Below are 19296 nucleotides of genomic sequence, written 5' to 3'. Positions count from 1 at the left end.
CAAGAACAAAGATGAAGATAGAATTAGACGTACATACTCACACCATTGCCAGCGGGCATGCATTCAGTACTTTGCAGGAAATGGCGCAAGCTGCTGCCGGCAAGGGATTGAAAGTTTTAGGGATAACGGAACATTCGCCCGGTATCCCCGGTACTTGCCATCCTATTTATTTTAGAAACTTGCATGTGGTTCCCCGCCGGATGTATGGCCTCGAACTATTGTTGGGGGCTGAGATCAATATTCTGGATGGACAGGGAAACCTCGATTTGGACGAGGACTATATGAAGATGCTCGATATCCGTATTGCGGGCATCCACTCTCTATGTTATAAACATGGTACGATAGACGAGAACACCCACGGCATGGTGCAGGCTATCCGTAATCCTTTTATTCATATTATCAGCCATCCCGGAGACGGTACGGCGGCGTTGCATTTTGAACCGATGGTAGTGGCGGCCAAAGAACACCATACTTTATTGGAGATAAATAACAGTTCTTTAAAGCCCACCCGTAACAAGCCCGATGCCCGTGAGAACAATCTCACCATTCTCCGTTTGTGCAAGAAATATGAAGTGCCGGTCATCTTGGGAAGTGACGCGCATATTTCGTTTGATATAGCCCGTTACGATAACTTGTATGAGTTGTTGCAGCTCACCGGTTTCCCCGAGGAGCTGATCATGAACCGTGATGTAAAATCATTTAAAGAATACCTCCATTTATAGATGATATATGAAAAGAATACTTTTTGTCTGCCTCGGAAACATTTGCAGGTCTTCTTCGGCAGAAGAAATAATGCGTACCCTTATCAAGAAAAAAGGATTGGAACACGAGATAGAGGTGGATTCTGCCGGAATTCTGAGTTATCACAAAGGGGAATTGCCCGACAGCCGTATGCGGATGCACGCTTCCCGCCGCGGTTACCATCTGACCCATCGTTCCCGTCCTGTCTGCACGGAGGATTTCTATCATTTTGATAGGATCATCGGCATGGACGACCGCAATATAGAAGACTTGATGGAACGTGCCCCCGATCTGGAAACGGAAAAGAAAATCCATCGCATGACGGACTATTGCCGTACCAAGGTGGCAGACTATGTCCCCGACCCTTACTATGGCGGTGCGCAAGGGTTCGAGAACGTGCTTGATATACTGGAAGATGCCTGTGCAGGCTTGCTTACTTCCTTAGTTCCGGATAACTGATACGGGTGTGATACATCGTTTTCAGCTTTTCTTTAAACAGCGCTTTCACGGTTGCTATATCCTTGAACGTGATGGGACATTCTTTGAAATACCCTTCAGATACCTGTGTGTCAATAATCTTGTCTACCAGTGTGCTGATGCTTTCTTCCGTGTACTCCGGCAGGCTGCGTGAAGCCGCTTCTACAGAGTCCGCCATCATCAGAATGGCCTGTTCCTTGGTGAACGGGTTCGGACCGGGGTAGCGGAACTTCTCTTGATCCACTTCTTCGTCAGGATGTTCATTCTTGTACGAGATGTAGAAATACTTTGTCAGTCCCCGTCCATGGTGGGTACTGATAAAGTCTTTGATTACTTTGGGCAGATTATGCTTCTCCGCCAGTTTCAGCCCGTCGGTAATATGACTGATGATAACCTGGGCGCTTTGTTCATAACTTAAACTTTTGTGCGGGTTGACTCCCGACTGATTCTCTGTAAAGAAAGCCGGATTCACCATTTTGCCGATATCATGATATAACGCTCCTGTACGTACCAGCTGGCTTTTGCCTCCAATTTTGTTTGCCGCCGCGGCAGCCAGATTGGCCATCTGCAATGAGTGCTGGAAAGTGCCCGGAGCCACCTCGGACATTTCCCGAAGCAAACTGTTGTTGATATTTGACAATTCCACCAAAGTCACATCCGAAGTGAAGCCGAACGTCTTCTCCAGAAGGAATAGCAACGGATAGGCAAACAGCAGCAGAATGCCGTTGATCATAAAATAGATGTACATGCGCGTATTCAGTTTGGTCAAATCATCTTCGTGAATCAACTCGAAAGCGAAATACAGTAAGGCGTAACTGATAAATACAACCAAAGCTGTCCGTAGCAATTGCGACCGTTGGGACAATTCTCTCAAACTATAGACCGCCACCATTCCTGCCACTACCTGCAACAATATAAATTCATGCGGGAAACGCAGTGTGATAGAGCAAAGCAAAATAATGGTGACATGTGCCATGAATGCCGTCCGTGAGTCGAGGAAAACACGCACGATGATCGGAATCATGGCAAACGGAACCACGTAAATACTTGACAAGTTCTGTTCCACCATAACGGAAGACAGGACAGGGAAGAACACAATCAGTGCAAACAGCAGGGTGAGTGTTCCTTTCCGTTCATAATAATCTGCCCGGAACAGCTCCAGATAGGCCATGAAGCAGAACAGGAAGATACCGACATACAGCAGTTGTCCGGCCAGTGTCAGTCTTTTCTCTTGTACCGAGTCGCTTCGTTTTTCCCATTCCTTGCGCAAGGATTCCAAGATGTTGTAAGTCTGCTCATCAACAATTTCCCCACGGTCAATGATCTTTTGTCCGTTCATCACAAAGCCGTTTGCCCATGAAATATTGGAAAGCAGATCCTTTTGCGCCGCTTCGGACTTCTCTTCATCGTAAACCAGATTAGGTGTAATGTAATCATTCAGATTACATTGTTGCAATATGTTCTTTTTATAGTGGGCGGTATCCGCGTTCAGCAAATATTCATACGCCTCCTTCACGGTGTACAGCTGATCGATAAAACGGCTTGTCGCTACATTCTTGTCTACCAGTCGTATGGCGGTGATACTGTCTTCCTCCATACGCTTCAAGTCATTTCCGGCAATGATCCCGTTATCGTACAGTGCCTTTAATGTGCGTTCAATATAGCGCACATAGTCCGTGCCCGGCAATGAATGGCGTAGCGTCTTGTTGTAGTCCTCTCTCAGTTTGGAAAGGACATTTTTCTCGGCTTCCTTGTCTATCTGGAAATAAGGCTGATAGTCCGCCAGGATGCTGTCTTGTTCCTTTTGTACTTGTATGTCGTTTTTGTAAATCGGGAAATCAAATGATGCCTGTAACAGTCCGTATTTCCAAGGCTTGCTTATATCAAATTGATAGTTGAACTTCCCTTCATTGGGTAAAAAATAGACTATCACTGATACGGTTGCAATGAAAATAAGGCTTTTATAAATCAAATTTTTATATGAAAACCGTTTGCTGGTCTTGAAACTTCTCATAATCGTAGTATTTTTGCGCGCAAAATACGAAAAAATCGGGAAATTTAGATTAATTTTGCAGCGTATTTTATATAAAACAACAATGTCAGAAAGAAAAGTAAGAGTTCGTTTTGCTCCGAGCCCGACGGGAGCGTTGCATATCGGCGGTGTGCGCACAGCCTTGTATAACTATCTGTTTGCTCGCCAGCATGGTGGAGATTTAATTTTCCGTATAGAAGATACCGACTCAAATCGCTTTGTTCCGGGTGCGGAAGAATATATCATAGAGTCGTTTAAGTGGTTGGGAATAAACTTCGATGAGGGAGTCAGCTTTGGTGGTAACTACGGTCCCTACCGTCAGTCTGAACGTCGTGATATTTATAAGAAGTATGTACAGGTGTTGCTGGACAGAGGTAAGGCGTATATTGCTTTCGATACTCCGGCGGAACTGGATGCCAAGCGTCAGGAAATCTCTAATTTCCAGTACGATGCTTCTACCCGTATGTCTATGCGCAACTCTTTGACGCTGTCAAAAGAAGAAGTGGATGCACTGATTGCCGATGGAAAGCAATATGTGGTACGTTTCAAGATTGAACCGGATGAGGATGTACACGTACATGATATTATCCGTGGCGAGGTGGTGATCAATTCTTCCATTTTGGATGATAAAGTTTTATATAAATCGGCGGATGAACTGCCTACTTACCATCTGGCAAACATTGTGGACGACCATCTGATGGAGGTTTCCCATGTAATCCGTGGTGAGGAATGGTTGCCTTCCGCTCCGTTGCATGTCCTGCTGTACCGGGCTTTCGGCTGGGCAGACACCATGCCTCAGTTCGCACACCTTCCATTGTTGTTGAAACCGGATGGAAACGGTAAACTGAGCAAGCGTGACGGTGACCGTCTTGGCTTCCCCGTGTTCCCGTTGGAATGGCATGATCCCAAGACTGGTGAGGTTTCTTCAGGTTATCGTGAATCAGGCTACCTGCCCGAGGCGGTTATCAATTTCCTTGCCCTGCTGGGATGGAATCCGGGCAATGACCAGGAACTGATGTCCATGGATGAACTGGTGAAGCTTTTTGATCTGCATCGTTGCAGCAAAGCCGGAGCGAAATTCGACTTTGAGAAGGGAAAATGGTTTAACCATGAATATATATTGAAGAAAAGCAATGAGGACGTGGCCGGGCTTTTCATGCCGCTCTTGAAAGAACATGGCATTGAGGCTCCTATGGATAAAGTGGTGACCGTGGTAGGTTTGATGAAAGATCGTGTAAGTTTTATCAAGGATTTGTGGGAAACTTGCAAATTCTTCTTTGTCGCTCCTACGGAATATGATGAGAAGACCCGCAAGAAACGTTGGAAAGAAGATTCTCCTGAACGTATGCTGGAACTGGCGGACGTATTGGAAGCTTTGGATGACTTCTCACTGGAGAATCAGGAAGCCGTGGTCATGAAATGGATCGAAGATAAAGGGTATCACTTGGGTAATATTATGAACGCTTTCCGTTTGACGCTGGTAGGCGAGGGGAAAGGCCCGCACATGTTTGATATTTCAGCCGTTTTAGGGAAAGAGGAAACATTGCGACGCATCCGTCGGGCTGTGGAAGTGCTCAAGTAATAGCCGGTAGTCATGATTTATAACCTAGTCATCTATATTTATCTATTCGGAGTGAAGGTAGCCGGCCTGTTCAGTGCCAAGCCCGCCAAAATGGTGAAAGGTCACCGGGAGGTCTTTGACGCCCTGCGTGACAAGATAGACCGGAATGCCCGTTATATCTGGTTTCATGCGGCCTCGTTGGGTGAGTTCGAACAGGGGCGTCCTTTGATAGAACGCATCCGTAAGGAATACCCCGGATATAAAATATTGCAGACTTTCTTTTCTCCCTCGGGGTATGAGGTGAGAAAGAACTATCAGGGGGCGGACTTGGTCTGTTATCTGCCTTTCGACACGCCGCGCAATGTGCGCCGGTTTGTGGAGCTGGCCAATCCCTGTATGGCATTTTTTATCAAGTACGAATTCTGGCAGAACTACTTGAATGAGTTGCATCGGAGGGGTATCCCTGCTTATAGTGTGTCTTCCATATTCCGTCCCGACCAGATATTCTTCCGTTGGTATGGAAAGAAATACAGTGAGGTGCTGAAAACTTTCGCCCATCTGTTTGTACAGAATGAAGTATCGAAGGAGCTGCTGTCAAAGATAGGCGTGACCGATGTGACTGTAGTGGGCGACACCCGTTTTGACCGTGTGCTGGATATCTGCCATCAGGCAAAGCAGCTTCCGCTGGTAGAGAAATTCAAGGGGGAGGCATTGACATTTGTCGCAGGCAGCTCGTGGGGGCCGGACGAGGATATCTTTATCAAGTACTTCAATGAGCATCCTGGAATGAAGCTGGTTATTGCCCCGCACGTGGTGAGCGACAGCCACTTGAAGGAGATTATGGACAAAATGAAACGTTCGTGCATCCGCTATACTGAGGCTACAGAGGAGAATGTGGCACAGGCCGATTGTCTGATCATCGACTGTTACGGACTGCTGTCATCCATTTATCGGTATGGTGAGATTTCGTACATCGGTGGTGGCTTCGGAGTGGGAATCCATAATGTGCTGGAGGCGGCCGTATATGGCATTCCTGTGATATTCGGGCCTAATAATAAGAAATTCCGTGAAGCGCAACATTTGTTGGAGAAGAAAGGCGGTTTCGAAGTGACCGGGTATGATGACTTCAGCCGGTTGATGGATCAGTTCCTGTCGGATGAGACTTGCTTGAAACAAGCGGGGAAAGCTGCCGGAGATTATGTGAACCATCATGCCGGAGCATTGGAGAAGATAATGAAAGACATTCCTTTCTGATTGTGTCAGCGTGATTTGAACATATAAAACAGGTTATAGAGTAAAGTCTTCTTTATAACCTGTTTTTTTATATATCCAATTGGAAAAACTATCATTCTGTCAGTGGTAAAAAAGATCAAGACGTTTTTAAGAAAGCCCGTGGTCTTTTCTAAAAAGCTCTTGTTCTTTTTTTAAAAGGCCGTTATCTTTATTTTAAAGCCCTTGATGTTTAAAAAAAACATCCTGTTCTTTGGCCGGACGTGTGGGATTTCATGCGTCAGGTCACGCAGGAAACCACATACGTCCGTGTAGGCCTGCGCATACGCCCGTATAGAGCTACACATACGTATGTAAAGGCCCATGCGTATGTACGTGTGGAAGTGTGCGTTTTTTTGATGCAGGATGAAACACCGGTCCGCTATATTCCCCACAACTTTACGGGTACTTCTTTTCCTCCACTCCTCTATCACCGGCATAAGAAACAGGAATGCTTTCTTTAAAAAAGGGGAATATAAATTTGAAGGATAATATCCGGTTGATTCTTAGCGACTTACCGGTTGGCTGGAGTTGCCTGACTCACCTATCTCTTACTAAGAGATATACATTTTCTGTGCAAAAATAAGCAAAGTTTTGAGAACTAATACATTTTTCGAGAAAAAAATAAGGATTTATATAAAAAAATCAATTTCCTCCCCGCTTATATCCCCTTTTATTCCTGCCGATGTATTGTGTAATCCGTTGATATAATGTGTATTACTTCCATCTGATAGATCTCTTAGTAAGAGATCTACAAAAAACTCCGTTTTAAGTCTCTTTTATAAAAGGTAAAATGCGGCTTTGGAACGGCAACATGAATGAAAACAACATAGAGCAGATGGAATACCTATTTCTAAGACGTAAACGAACGACCGCCTTTTCCGAGCGGCAGAAGACCTTGCTTCTCAAGGCCGCGGAGCGGCACTGGCTGGAGGAGTTTGCCGGAAAGGAATTTGAGATCCGTAAAGTGGACTGCCATATATATAAAGGTATATTGTACCAGCTTGAGCTCCGTCAGGTGTTCCTGGACCCCTCGCTCTCCCTGAAAGGACTGAGCGACCTGCTTGAGACGAACCAGACTTATCTGAGCAATGTGGTGAACAAATACTTTGGGTGCAACTTGAAGGAGCTTTTGAACGGTTACCGTGTGGAATACGCCAAGGAGCTGCTCTCCTCGGACCGTTGTGCGTTGAGTGACCTGCCTCGTCGCTGTGGCTTCGCCTCGAAGAGCGCTTTCTATTCTGCTTTCAGCCGTATGGTGGGTGTGTCGCCTCTGTTGTACCAGTCAAGAGAAAGGAGGCGGCGGCAAATGCCGGCAGCCAATTAGACCAGCTGTTAATAATAAACTCAATATGTATAACCAATTTTAGTTTTTTAAATTTATAAATTTAAAGTTTTTCTATTATGAACAAAAAGTTTTTAAGTGCAATCCTGTTCGGAGCCTTAATGGTTTCGTCAACAGGAACATTTGTGTCTTGTAAAGACTACGATGATGATGTCACCGAGCTTTGGGATGCAATAAACGGTCAGAAGACTGATTTGACAGCCAAGGTAACAGCTGTTGAAGCTTCTATTGCCAGCTTGCAGACTGCCCAGACCGCATTGGATGCTAAGATTGCTGAAGCGAAGACTGCTGCCGAGAAAGCTGCTTTGGAAGCTCAGAAGGCTGCTATCGCTGCTGCTTCTGCCGAATTGGCTACTGTAAAAGGTGAACTGGAAGCTTCTATCGCCAAATTGCAGGGAGCTACTGAAGAAGAAATGGCTGCCATCAAGGCTGACGTGGAAAAAACAGTTGCCGCTATTGCTGAAGTAGACGGTAAGGTGATCGCCCTTCAGGCTTTCCAATCGACTACCGAAGAAACATTGAAGTCTTTGGCTGAGGCTGACAAGGCTTTGGCGGGTACTTTGGCTACACTGGATGCTGAGGTAAAAGCAAACGCTGTTGAAATCGGTAAGAACAAAGCTGCCATCGAGGCTCAGAAAAAGGCTTTGGAAGACTACATCGCGTCAAATGACGCTGCTGTAGAAGCGAATAAGGGTGAGATTGAAGATATTCTGGTTGCTTTAGGTAAGCAACAAGAAATTTTAGACGGTCTGAAAGCTTTCGATGTAGCTGAAACTCAGCAGGCTATCGAAGATTTGCAGACTGAAACAGGAAAACTGTCTGAAAAAATTTCTACTATTGATAACAAGTTGGAAGTGTTGTCTGCCGCTATTTATAAAGGTGTGACTCATGTTTCATTGATGGCAGGCCTTTCTGGTACTGAGGGAGCTTTCAATTGGAGCTTAGACCTTCTTTCTGCTGAAGCTGTAAGAACATGGACTTTCGGTGACAAGCTGACCGGTGCTGTTTCTTTTGAAAAAGGCGCTCGTTCTACTTTCACACAAAACTTCCTGATCCGTGTGTCTCCTACAGACGCTGTAATTTCAGCTGAAAACATTAAGCTGATTAATTCACAGGGTGCTGATATGGAAGGAATGGTTTCTGTCAGCGACGTGAAACCTTATACAGGATTGCTGACTCGCGGTATTTCTGCTAACGGTCTTTGGGAAGTTTCTGTTGAAATGAACAAGGAATACGATGCGGAAGCATTCAAAGCAGCTACTCAGGCAAAAGATGAAAATGGAAACTATCCAGAACGTCCTGAATACATTCTTTATGCAGTTAGTCTGAACACTACCTTGGATGCAGAAAAGGGTACTTATTCCAGAAATGTAGTTTCTGAGTATAATCTTACATTTGAACAGGATGGTGCTGAAGCTGTAAGAAGCTTAGGTTTCACTGTAGATGGTAAAGATGTTGCTAATATTCATAACCGTGCAGAGAAGAGTGAAGAGACTGAAACAGTGACTCCGACAGAATATGTATGGAATACAAATGCTGAGGATTTCTCTGAACCTATCTTTGATGATAAGAATGAAAAATGCAATACAGTAGAAGGCGATAATCGTCAAGATCAAGCCATTCTTCCTGTTACATTGAAGAAAGCGTTCACTGTACAGTTGGATAAAGCAACAATGGAAGCTGCTACTGCATTCTACATTGTATTGGATAAAGACCGTGCTGTTTCTTCTGACGATTCAGAAATCGAAGCTTGGAATGCTGCTGAAAAGAATATAAAAGGTATCAATACCGTTTATAACGTAGAAGCAACCAAAGGTAAGGCTGAAATCTTAATCGACAGCAATGTAAAGGATGTATATGGTTTCCGTGTATATGCTGTAAATCATGACGGTTCTTTGGTTGATCCCGATGGTAAAGCATTCTATGTACTGACAGGCGACGCTGCTGAAGAACTGAACGCATACAGCGTAGAAAAGACATGGACTGCAAACGGTGTATTTGGAATTTCTATGGCTCCTGTAGCTGACGGCGTATTCGGTGACTGGTTGAAGAATGTAGCAACTGTAGATTATGTAGCTAGCGAAGTGGATACTGTAGCTTATGGTTCTGACAGCAAGAAGGCATTCACAATCAAGTATGCTGCTAAAAAAGACGGTGAACAAAAAGAATTTACTGAGAGCACACAAGTTGCCGATGTTAAGTTCATCACTATTGCCACAACTGAAGGTACTGCTGATTACTGGTATGATGATGCCAAGACTTACTCTCGTACACTGGAATTCAAGAACGCTAGAGGTCAGGTATTGAAGACTTTGACAGTAAACTTCAAGAAAGTATTGCCTACATTCCCGTCTACATTCCAGGCTAAGGTTAACCAGCTGAATGCAGAAGGTACTTTGAATGCGTTCATGATTCCGACTGGAAATGGTGCTCAGGGTGAAAAAGATCTGGTATCTTCATTCAATGGTTTGAAAGACGCAACTGATACTTACGATCAGAACTTTATCTTCACATTTGCAGATGCTGCTAAGGTAGGTGATAAAGTAAAAGATCTGGAAGTTAAATATGATGGAACTACTAACTATAAGTTCAATGTTACTGAAGACTTCATTGACAATGAAAAACTTCATGCTGTAACTGTTGCCTACAATTTCGGTCAGATCTCTTCTAAACTTGGTGAGAAAGACTATACTGTTAAGGGTGGTGAATTTAAGAATATCATCTTCTCTTGTCTGGCTGAAATCAATGATTACAATTGGGTGGATAAGAAGGCTCCGATATTGACTTATGCACAGGAAAACGGTCAGACATTGTTTGCATACATTAAATCTGAAAACACGAGAGACGGTAAGTACTCTACAACTCTTGACCAATTGATTACAGAAAAATGTGACAAGATGATTCAAGACTTGGAAAATGCTACTTATGAACTTTGGAGTCAGGTTAAAGAAGGTGGTGCTATCAAGGACGGTTCTAAGAATGAATACTTTACTCCTAAATATGCAGCAGAAGTAACTGTAGGTGAAGATAAAGATCAGAAGAAAGGTGCGGGTATTACATTCACTCCTAACTCTGCAGCACAGAATCCTGAAGGAAATGTATATTCTACATTGATAATCAAGGCAAAAGACTACTTCGGTCATGATGTTGTGATTAAGATTTCAGATGTTCTAGTGAAGAAAAGATAGTATTTAACTATTGACTGAATAATTAATAAAGAAGGAAGATGGGTTAACATCTTCCTCTCTTTCAAACTATTTTCAAGCGAGGAAAGCATACGCATCCGGCAACGGACGTTTCTTTCCTCGCTTTTCTTATTGCCTTTGATACCATACAATGTAAAAACAATGAAAAACGATTTATCATGGAACTAGAGAAATTAGAAATGATATCCAACAAGGTAAAATTCGGGATAGTAATCATTGGATTGTTGGGTGGTCTTTTTTTAGTCCTGCATTATGTGATTTATCCGAATCTGGCTACCGGTGAGACCAGATACTTGCTGTGGAAGTCCATACTCGAAACCTTGTTCTCTTCCTTGTCTGTCGCAGTCATATTGGGTGGCTTGCTGGTTTGGGCATCTCCCAAAAAGATGAAAATAGGTGAATTTAAAGTATTGCAGCCCTATCAAATCAATAATCATCACCGCGAATGCAGAACAAATACCCACGAATGGTGGTATGACGGGGGAAGCGGACGCTACACCCGAGACATCACTCTGCCTAGTTTGATGAATTTGTGTGAAGAACAGCATCGGACCATGCATGTCTGCATCTATATTCTTGACCCTCGGAACCAGAACGTCTGTCGGATGTACGCGGCATACAGTAATTTGGTGACTCCGGGTAATATGGTTACCCAAACGAATGTAAAATGCGATTTGCTGGCAACCATCGTAGCGGCTTATTTTTACGGAAGAACCTTAAACATTGATGTCTATCTGAAAAATCACTTCTCTATCTTCAAAAGAGAATTCTCTGATAATATGGTTCTTGTAACCAGGGAGGACCGGACGAAACCGGGTGTCGTATATTCAAAAGGCTCTGATTTTTACAATGCGTACAAGATGGAGCTGGAGCAGGGGCGGGAACTTTATACCCACCTGGATCGTCAGGTAAATTGGGGAGACGATTTGAAACGCTGTGAGGACATTGGCAAGCAACACATCAGACAGCTGTTGGCCTTGCTGAACCTGACGGTCAATATTACTGACATTGAACTAGACCAGATACAGAAATTCGTCAGTTCCAAGACTTCACCTTATATAAGATAGTGCGCTATGCTCGTTTTTTCCGACAGATTATGCCTGGTTCAGCCTTCAAGCGAATACCAAATCACTTCTCATCAATACGCGTTGGCATTGACTTTCCCCTATTTAATCAGATTTCTGGAACTGGACCAGAAATTCCGTCTTTCATTGTATGTAGAGGGAAGGACAGAGCAGTCTTTCTCTAAGCATTTGCAGGCAGAGCAACCTCACTTTGTGCTGATCACATCCAATACGGCAACTTTCCCCCATGCCGTGAAATTGGCGCAGATAGCCAAGAGCGAGGGATGTTATGTAATCCTTGGGGGAATCTTTGCCAGCATGAATGCAGAGAGAATAGCAACGAATTATCTTTGTTTTGACAAAATTATCAAAGGGGCTCCTCCTGCCGGAATGTTTGACCAATTCCCTTTGGACAGGATCGTGGAAGGCAAAAGACAGTATGATATTGATTTCGAAGTGGGCGATATTTTGGATTTGCCTTTGTTTGATTGTTATCGGAACGATCCGGTATGTTATGAGATCACTTTCGGGTGCGTGTACAATTGTAGTTTCTGTTCACTACGCCGCATTTGGAATGCAGGAGTTTGTTCACACAGGTCTGTCGAGGTAGTCCGTTCCGATTTGAAGCGTCTTGCCAATCGGCAAGTATTGAAAATCATAGACGATGATATTTTGCAGTCACCACATATCCTGGCAGCATGTGACTTCCGGTCATCTTTCAAGAAGGTGATAGCGGAAACAAGGATTGACAGGGTGAATGAACAGTCCATATCTGTTCTGAAAGAATTCGGGGTTACTCATCTGATTATGGGAGTGGAGAGCTTTGAAAATGAACACCTTGTATCTTCATTGAAAAGCCGTTCGGGCATTTGGACCAAAACCGTGTTTAGAGCAATGGATTTATGTGCCCGATATCATATAACAGCACGGCCGGTTTTACAGGTGTTGTATCCGGGAATGTCTAAAAACTATTTACAGAACATATTGCCTTATATCAGGGACTGGACTCCAACAAACAATATTGAAGTCTTTTTTTCTTTCTTTACCCCTCATCCCGGACTGGATCCCGGCAAGGGGATAGCCTCCAACTTGTTGACGAATGATTTGTCCGACTTTGATCATTTACATCCGGTGTATATGCCTGACGGATATGATATAGATGATGTGAAAAAGATTCTGTCTGATTATAATCAATTGGTTGATGTCACGGAATCTGTTGAATTTAATCCTTATGTTTCCTCTTTTGGAAAGTATAAAAAAGAGTTTGATCTGTTTTTTAATTGAACGGAAACTTTTGTCCTGTATCATAACTTATTAAACCTCGGATAGATGTGGGAACAGAAGGCATACAGGATAAATACGTTAACCCTTATACGGATTTCGGCTTCGACCGTCTTTTCGAGGCTGCCGAGATAGCTAAGTTCAATTCAAAGGAATTAGGCGGGTATTGGGAAAGTTTGAAGAATTTCCGCGACTGGTACAGCGTGATGTCCACCCACTTGAAAAAAGGGCGTGAGGAAGGTCCTGAAGAGGGTCTTGAGAGAGGCCGTAAGGAAGAATGTTTCAAGAATGCTACAAAAATGAAACAGGCCGGTATTGCATATGATATAATTGCACATGTTACCAGTCTGTCTATGGAGGAAATAGCGTCTCTTTAAGGCTCTTTCCGCTTACAGCACCAGTCCGTCCAGTATCTCGATATAAAGCCCTATCGCTTCCTCAATCTCCGAAACCATGATGTATTCATCGGCCGTATGTGAGCGTGAAGACTTACCCGGTCCGATCTTGACAGACGGGAATTTCATCAGCGCCTGATCGGACAACGTGGGAGAACCGAAAGGTACACGTCCAAGTTTTACCGCGCGTTTCACAAAGGGATGCCCGGCACTGATATGAGATGAGTTCAAACGGAAAGAACGGGCTTTCGCTTCGCTTTTTATATGGGTGCTTATTTCCTTGAATAATTCCTCATTTGAGTAACATTCATTACTGCGGATATCCACAACGAAAGTGCAGGTATCGGGAATGACATTATGCTGTGTGCCGGCATTTATCTGCGTCACACTCATTTTGACGGGTCCCAGCAGGGATGACTCCTTCGGAAACTTATAATCGCGAAACCACTGAATGTCTTCCAGCACCTTGTAGATGGCATTCACTCCCTCATTGCGTGCGGCATGTCCGGCTTTGCCGTATGCGGTAACATCCAGCACCATTAATCCCTTCTCGGCAATAGCAGGCTGCATTTCTGTCGGTTCACCCACTATGCCCAAAGCGATAGGAGGCAGTTGGGGCAATACGCTTTCTATTCCGTTTTTTCCGGAAACCTCTTCTTCACAAGAAGCAAGAAAAATCAGATTATATGCCTGTTCGGTGGTGGAAAGATGACGGTACACCTGAAATAGGGATACTACACTGGCGCCTGCATCATTGCTTCCCAAACCGTAAATCTTGCCATTTTCGGCTTTCGGTGTGAAAGGATGTTTCCGCCAGCCGTTTACCGGTTTTACGGTATCGATATGGGAATTTAGCAGAATGGTCGGCTTGTTGAGGTCGAACATCGGGCTGATGCACCAAATGTTGTTGCCCGAACGACCGGTCATGATACCTGTTTCTTCAATATAGTTCTGCAGAAAGTCGGCAGCAGCTTCTTCTTCCCGGCTCAGTGAGGGGATACCGATTAACGAATTCAGCAATGTAGTCGCTTCGGAAGTGTAATATTCTATATCAATCATCTTGATTTTAATAATTTAATGTGTTGCAAAGATACTATTTTTGAATGGTAAATGGTGATGAAAAAAGTGGTTAATTAAGTTAGATATGCAACTAAAACTTTCGGCGGATTTCTTCTAACTCTTTGATTGGTTGGGAAAATTAATGCCTGTTTATAGGGGATAATTCCAAATTAAACGATAACTTTGCCGATGAATTAAAAATAAATCTTTAGAATGAGCAGTTCTTTCTTATCTGTCCTGATACAACGCCAGGCCAGGAAATATGGTGACCGAGTAGTCCTGCGTTACCGTGATTATAAAACAGAAACATGGATTCCGGTTTCATGGAATCAGTTTGCCGCAACAGTAAAAACTGTTTCAAACGCACTGATAGAATTAGGTATAGGCATACAGGAAAATATAGCAGTCTTTTCTCAAAACAAGCCGGAATGTTTGTATGTGGACTTCGGGGCTTTTGGAGTTCGGGCGGTGACTGTCCCTTTTTATGCTACCAGTTCCGAGGCACAGGTGCATTATATGGTAGGCGATGCCGAAATACGTTATATCTTTGTAGGTGAGCAGTTGCAGTATGATGTGGCTTTCCGAGTTATGCAACTGGGAAGTCAACTGAAACGGATTATAATTTTCGACAGAGAGGTGAAGCGTGACGAGCGCGACCAGACTTCGATTTATTTTGATGACTTCTTGAAACTGGGTGAGGGACATCCGCATCAGGCCGAAGTGGACAAACGTATTTCAGAGTCGGGCAATGGTGATCTTGCCAATATTCTTTATACCAGTGGGACAACCGGAGACAGTAAGGGGGTGATGTTGCATCATTCTTGTTATGAGGCGGCTATCCCGGCACACAATGAACGCTTTCCACAATTAGGTGATCAGGATGTGATTATGAATTTCCTGCCTTTTACTCATGTGTTTGAACGTGCATGGACTTGCTGGTGTCTTTCTATGGGGTGTACTTTGTCAATTAACTTGCGTCCTGCTGATATTCAGAAGACAATAAAGGAAATTCGTCCTACAGCTATGTGCAGTGTCCCTCGTTTTTGGGAGAAAGTATATGCCGGTGTGCAAGAAAAAATCAATGAGACAACCGGATTGAAAAAGAAACTGATGCTGGATGCGATTAAAGTAGGACGTGAGCATAATTTGGAATACGTGTACAAAGGGCTGACCCCTCCGCCTGTATTGCACATGAAATATAAGTTTTATGAGAAGACGATCTACAGCCTGCTGAAAAAAACAATTGGTATTGAAAACGGGCGTTTTTTTCCTACGGCGGGAGCGGCTATACCACCGGCTGTACAGGAGTTTGTGCTGTCTGTAGGAATTAATATGGTAGCCGGATATGGATTGACGGAATCCACGGCGACTGTGGCTTGTGAAAATGATTATGACCATGTAGTTGGTTCCGTGGGACGTCTTATGCCTCATGTGCAGGTCAAGATAGGGGAGAATAACGAAATAATGCTCAGGGGTGAAGGAATTACTCATGGTTATTATAAGAAAGAAGCTGCTACAAAGGCTGCGTTCACCGAAGACGGATGGTTCCATACGGGAGATGCGGGTTATATAAAAGATGAACATTTGTTCCTTACAGAACGCATCAAGGATTTGTTTAAAACGTCGAACGGTAAGTATATTGCTCCTCAGGCTATTGAGGCCAAATTGGTGGTGGACCGTTATATCGACCAGATTTCTATCATTGCCGATGAACGTAAATTTGTCTCTGCTCTGATTATACCTGAATATAAATTGGTGAAAGAGTATGCCGACAAAAAAGGCATTCATTATGAGAGTATGGAGGATTTGTTGCGGAAACCGGAAATTATAGAATTGTTTAAAGAGCGTATCGATACGTTGCAGCAGCAGTTTGCACATTATGAGCAGATCAAGAAATTTACCTTGTTGCCCCAACCTTTCAGTATGGAGCGTGGTGAACTGACCAATACGTTGAAAATAAAACGTAGTGTGTTGAACAAGAACTATGCTGTCGAAATAGAAAAGATGTACGAAGAATAATGGGAAAATGAATAGATTTCCACTATCTTTGCACTCTGAAATGCAAAAATCCTCAAGATGATAACAATAGAGCAACTGAAAGACGTAAAAGAGCGTACTGCGGCACTTGAAAGATATCTGGACATAGAAAACAAACAGGTTCAGGTGGAAGAAGAACAGCTGCGTACGCAGGCGCCCGGTTTTTGGGATGATGCCAAGAAAGCGGAAGCACAAATGAAGAAGGTGAAAGATCTGCAGAAATGGATTGACGGTTACCGTGAGGTAAAGACCATGGCAGATGAACTGGAACTGGCTTTTGACTTTTTTAAAGATGAGTTGGTGACGGAGGAAGAAATTGATGCTGCTTACCAGAAAGCTATAACTGCCGTAGAATCATTGGAGCTGAAGAATATGCTTCGTCAGGAAGCGGACCAGATGGACTGTGTGCTGAAAATCAATTGTGGCGCCGGTGGTACTGAGAGTCAGGATTGGGCTTCCATGCTGATGCGTATGTATATGCGCTGGGCGGAGACCAATGGCTACAAAGTGAGCGTGGCTAATCTTCAGGATGGCGATGAGGCTGGAATCAAGACAGTGACAATGAACATTGAGGGTAGTTTCTCCTATGGCTATCTGAAAGGTGAGAATGGTGTTCACCGCTTGGTGCGTGTCTCTCCTTATAATGCTCAGGGCAAGCGTATGACTTCTTTTGCGTCTGTGTTTGTCACGCCATTGGTGGATGATAGTATTGAAGTGACAATTGAGCCTGCCCGCATGTCTTGGGATACTTTCCGTTCGGGAGGTGCCGGCGGACAGAATGTGAACAAGGTGGAGTCAGGAGTACGTCTGCGTTATCAATATAAAGATCCATATACTGGTGAGGAGGAGGAGATCCTGATTGAGAATACTGAAACCCGTGACCAGCCGAAAAATAAGGAAAATGCGATGCGCCAGTTGCGCTCAATCTTATATGATAAGGAATTGCAGCACCGCATGGAGGAGCAGGCCAAAGTGGAGGCGGGCAAGAAGAAAATTGAATGGGGCTCACAGATACGCAGTTATGTCTTTGACGACCGTCGTGTGAAGGATCATCGGACCAATTTCCAGACTTCGGATGTGAACGGAGTGATGGATGGAAAGATTGATGGCTTTATCAAGGCGTACCTGATGGAGTTTTCCGGTTCGGAGAATTAGTAATTTCTTCGTAATTTATTTGTTTTCTTCTAGAAACTTTGTACTTTTGGGATATTCAAAGGAGAAAGTTTAATCTTAAAAATGAAATACTTATGGGAAAGAATAAGAAAGCCGCTTATAGCAAGCAGGAAGAAGAGAAAGCAAATAGAATTGTAAAAGGCCTGTTCATCGGATTGATCGTATTGGCCCTTGTTATTATGGTGGGTTATGCCATATACGGATAAGAAGAGAAAAAGAAATAGTAAAGTCCTGCTGAGATTGCTCTCGTGCGGGACTTTTTTTATGTATTGAAAAGGTATGGGACAAGAAATAGAACGGAAATTTTTAGTAAAAGACGATAGCTATAAACAGGAAGCATACGCGCATAGTCATATTGTACAAGGTTATATCTGTAGTGCTCGTGGAAGAACTGTCCGGGTGCGTATTCGGGATGACAAGGGTTATCTTACGATTAAAGGAGCTGCTAACGAATCCGGTACCAGCCGTTATGAGTGGGAGAAGGAAATCAGTCTGCAGGAGGCCGGAGAGTTGATGAGGCTGTGTGAACCCGGAGTGATTGATAAAACCCGGTATTTGGTGAAAAGCGGAGAGCATATCTTTGAAGTGGACGAGTTTTATGGTGAGAATGAAGGCTTGACTGTAGCGGAAGTGGAATTGAACAGTGAGGATGAAATGTTCGAAAAGCCCCATTTCATCGAAAAAGAGGTGACGGGAGATGTACGTTATTATAATTCTTTTCTGATGAAGAATCCCTATACCCGCTGGTAGGTGATATGGAAGTTGCCATCGGACACAGAACTGAATATGCCATGGAATGGAAGGATCTCTCTTGATAACAGAGAGGTGAAGACTGATTATGGGGGGCGAAGAATGAAGTGAAAAAGCGGTGCGAAGTAGTAATAATGATGATCTGAAGGTGGAAGAGGCAATGCTGGAACCGGTAGGGGGCAACCGGCTAATTAAAAGTTAAAACGAAACCACCTGTTAACTGTTAATTTAGGGGGTAAAAACTGTTATTTGATAGTTTGTACCCCCTTTGTTGTTAGTTTTTCTGTCATGACTTTTATGAGAAGTCGTTAATATTGCAGCAGAAAACAAAAACAGAGAATAACAATTTAAAAATAGATTAATATGAAGACAGTCGACTTTACACAGCATTTACTAAGTATACAAACCGAATTATTTCGCTTTGCATTTAAATTGACAGCTGACAGAGAAGAGGCTAATGATTTGCTGCAGGAAACTTCACTTAAAGCTTTGGACAACGAAGGAAAGTTTACTCCGGATACGAATTTTAAAGGATGGATGTACACCATCATGCGTAATATATTTATAAATAATTATCGTAAAACAGTGCGTGATCAGACTTTTGTCGATCATACAGATAACTTGTTCCATTTGAATCTTCCGCAGGAATCGGGATTCGATTCTACAGAAGGTGCGTATGATTTGAAGGAGATACATCGTATCGTGAATGCGTTGCCCAAAGATTACCGTGTGCCGTTTGCTATGTATGTATCAGGATTTAAATACAGGGAAATTGCCGAGAAGCTGGGACTCCCGTTGGGAACAGTGAAAAGCCGCATCTTCTTCACCCGTCAGAGGTTGCAGAATGAATTGAAAGATTTCCGTTAAGTTGACTCTCTATCTTTATTATATAACTTTGACTTTTAT

At 43.6% G+C, this 19296-nt stretch carries 16 protein-coding genes; 14 read left to right on the top strand and 2 right to left on the bottom strand.

The window, feature by feature from the left end:
- Positions 1–11: 11 nt before the first annotated feature.
- Both ACYQ0C_RS19335 and ACYQ0C_RS19330 read left to right on the top strand, forming a co-directional pair.
- Complete coding sequence (locus ACYQ0C_RS19335; protein WP_016277375.1) at positions 12–722, top strand: phosphatase; 711 nt, start codon at positions 12–14, stop codon at positions 720–722.
- Between the two features lie 7 nt (positions 723–729).
- Positions 730–1200 (top strand): low molecular weight protein-tyrosine-phosphatase, encoded by a 471-nt coding sequence (locus ACYQ0C_RS19330; protein WP_025018736.1) that lies wholly within the window; start codon positions 730–732, stop codon positions 1198–1200.
- On the opposite strand, the gene ACYQ0C_RS19325 is transcribed toward ACYQ0C_RS19330, so the two are convergent.
- On the bottom strand, positions 1175–3232 hold the full coding sequence (locus ACYQ0C_RS19325) for an HD family phosphohydrolase (protein ID WP_016277377.1): 2058 nt from the start codon (positions 3230–3232) through the stop codon (positions 1175–1177). The genes ACYQ0C_RS19330 and ACYQ0C_RS19325 overlap by 26 nt on opposite strands.
- Positions 3233–3314: 82 nt before the next feature.
- On the opposite strand from ACYQ0C_RS19325, the gene gltX reads away from it, so the two are divergent.
- The 7 genes from gltX (at position 3315) to ACYQ0C_RS19290 (ending at position 13353) form a co-directional block, all read left to right on the top strand.
- Positions 3315–4832, top strand: coding sequence for a glutamate--tRNA ligase (gene gltX, locus ACYQ0C_RS19320; RefSeq protein WP_016277378.1), 1518 nt, complete (start codon positions 3315–3317; stop codon positions 4830–4832).
- 12 nt (positions 4833–4844) lie between these two features.
- Positions 4845–6065 carry a 3-deoxy-D-manno-octulosonic acid transferase gene (locus ACYQ0C_RS19315; protein WP_016277379.1) on the top strand — a complete coding sequence of 407 codons (1221 nt, stop codon included), beginning with the start codon at positions 4845–4847 and terminating at the stop codon, positions 6063–6065.
- Between the two features lie 853 nt (positions 6066–6918).
- On the top strand, positions 6919–7407 hold the full coding sequence (locus tag ACYQ0C_RS19310) for a helix-turn-helix domain-containing protein (protein ID WP_025077336.1): 489 nt from the start codon (positions 6919–6921) through the stop codon (positions 7405–7407).
- Between the two features lie 77 nt (positions 7408–7484).
- Positions 7485–10613 carry a coiled-coil domain-containing protein gene (locus ACYQ0C_RS19305; RefSeq protein WP_175271080.1) on the top strand — a complete coding sequence of 1043 codons (3129 nt, stop codon included), beginning with the start codon at positions 7485–7487 and terminating at the stop codon, positions 10611–10613.
- Between the two features lie 176 nt (positions 10614–10789).
- Positions 10790–11698 (top strand): hypothetical protein, encoded by a 909-nt coding sequence (locus tag ACYQ0C_RS19300; protein ID WP_016277382.1) that lies wholly within the window; start codon positions 10790–10792, stop codon positions 11696–11698.
- 6 nt (positions 11699–11704) lie between these two features.
- Complete coding sequence (locus ACYQ0C_RS19295) at positions 11705–12979, top strand: radical SAM protein (protein ID WP_016277383.1); 1275 nt, start codon at positions 11705–11707, stop codon at positions 12977–12979.
- Positions 12980–13026: 47 nt separating this feature from the next.
- The gene (locus tag ACYQ0C_RS19290) at positions 13027–13353 is read left to right on the top strand and encodes an RpnC/YadD family protein (RefSeq protein WP_016277384.1); all 327 of its coding nucleotides are present in this window, start codon (positions 13027–13029) and stop codon (positions 13351–13353) included.
- A gap of 12 nt (positions 13354–13365) precedes the next feature.
- Here the strand turns inward: ACYQ0C_RS19290 and ACYQ0C_RS19285 are convergent, their stop codons facing one another.
- A complete protein-coding gene (locus ACYQ0C_RS19285) occupies positions 13366–14430 on the bottom strand; it encodes a M20 family metallo-hydrolase (RefSeq protein WP_016277385.1) in 1065 nt (354 codons plus the stop codon).
- A gap of 213 nt (positions 14431–14643) precedes the next feature.
- Between ACYQ0C_RS19285 and ACYQ0C_RS19280 the strand changes: the two genes are divergently transcribed.
- From ACYQ0C_RS19280 to ACYQ0C_RS19260, 5 genes are all read left to right on the top strand, one after another.
- A complete protein-coding gene (locus ACYQ0C_RS19280) occupies positions 14644–16449 on the top strand; it encodes an AMP-dependent synthetase/ligase (protein WP_016277386.1) in 1806 nt (601 codons plus the stop codon).
- A gap of 57 nt (positions 16450–16506) precedes the next feature.
- Complete coding sequence (prfB, locus tag ACYQ0C_RS19275) at positions 16507–17622, top strand: peptide chain release factor 2 (protein ID WP_016277387.1); 1116 nt, start codon at positions 16507–16509, stop codon at positions 17620–17622.
- 92 nt (positions 17623–17714) lie between these two features.
- Positions 17715–17846, top strand: a complete 132-nt coding sequence (locus ACYQ0C_RS19270; protein ID WP_016277388.1) for a hypothetical protein — start codon at positions 17715–17717, stop codon at positions 17844–17846.
- Positions 17847–17919: 73 nt separating this feature from the next.
- The gene (locus ACYQ0C_RS19265) at positions 17920–18390 is read left to right on the top strand and encodes a CYTH domain-containing protein (RefSeq protein ID WP_016277389.1); all 471 of its coding nucleotides are present in this window, start codon (positions 17920–17922) and stop codon (positions 18388–18390) included.
- 363 nt (positions 18391–18753) lie between these two features.
- Positions 18754–19257, top strand: a complete 504-nt coding sequence (locus ACYQ0C_RS19260) for an RNA polymerase sigma factor (protein ID WP_016277390.1) — start codon at positions 18754–18756, stop codon at positions 19255–19257.
- Positions 19258–19296 lie beyond the last annotated feature (39 nt).

The organism is Phocaeicola sartorii JCM 17136 = DSM 21941, assembly GCF_054653615.1.
Note: the sequence above shows the minus strand (reverse complement) of the source record. Positions and strands in the feature narration are given on the sequence as shown.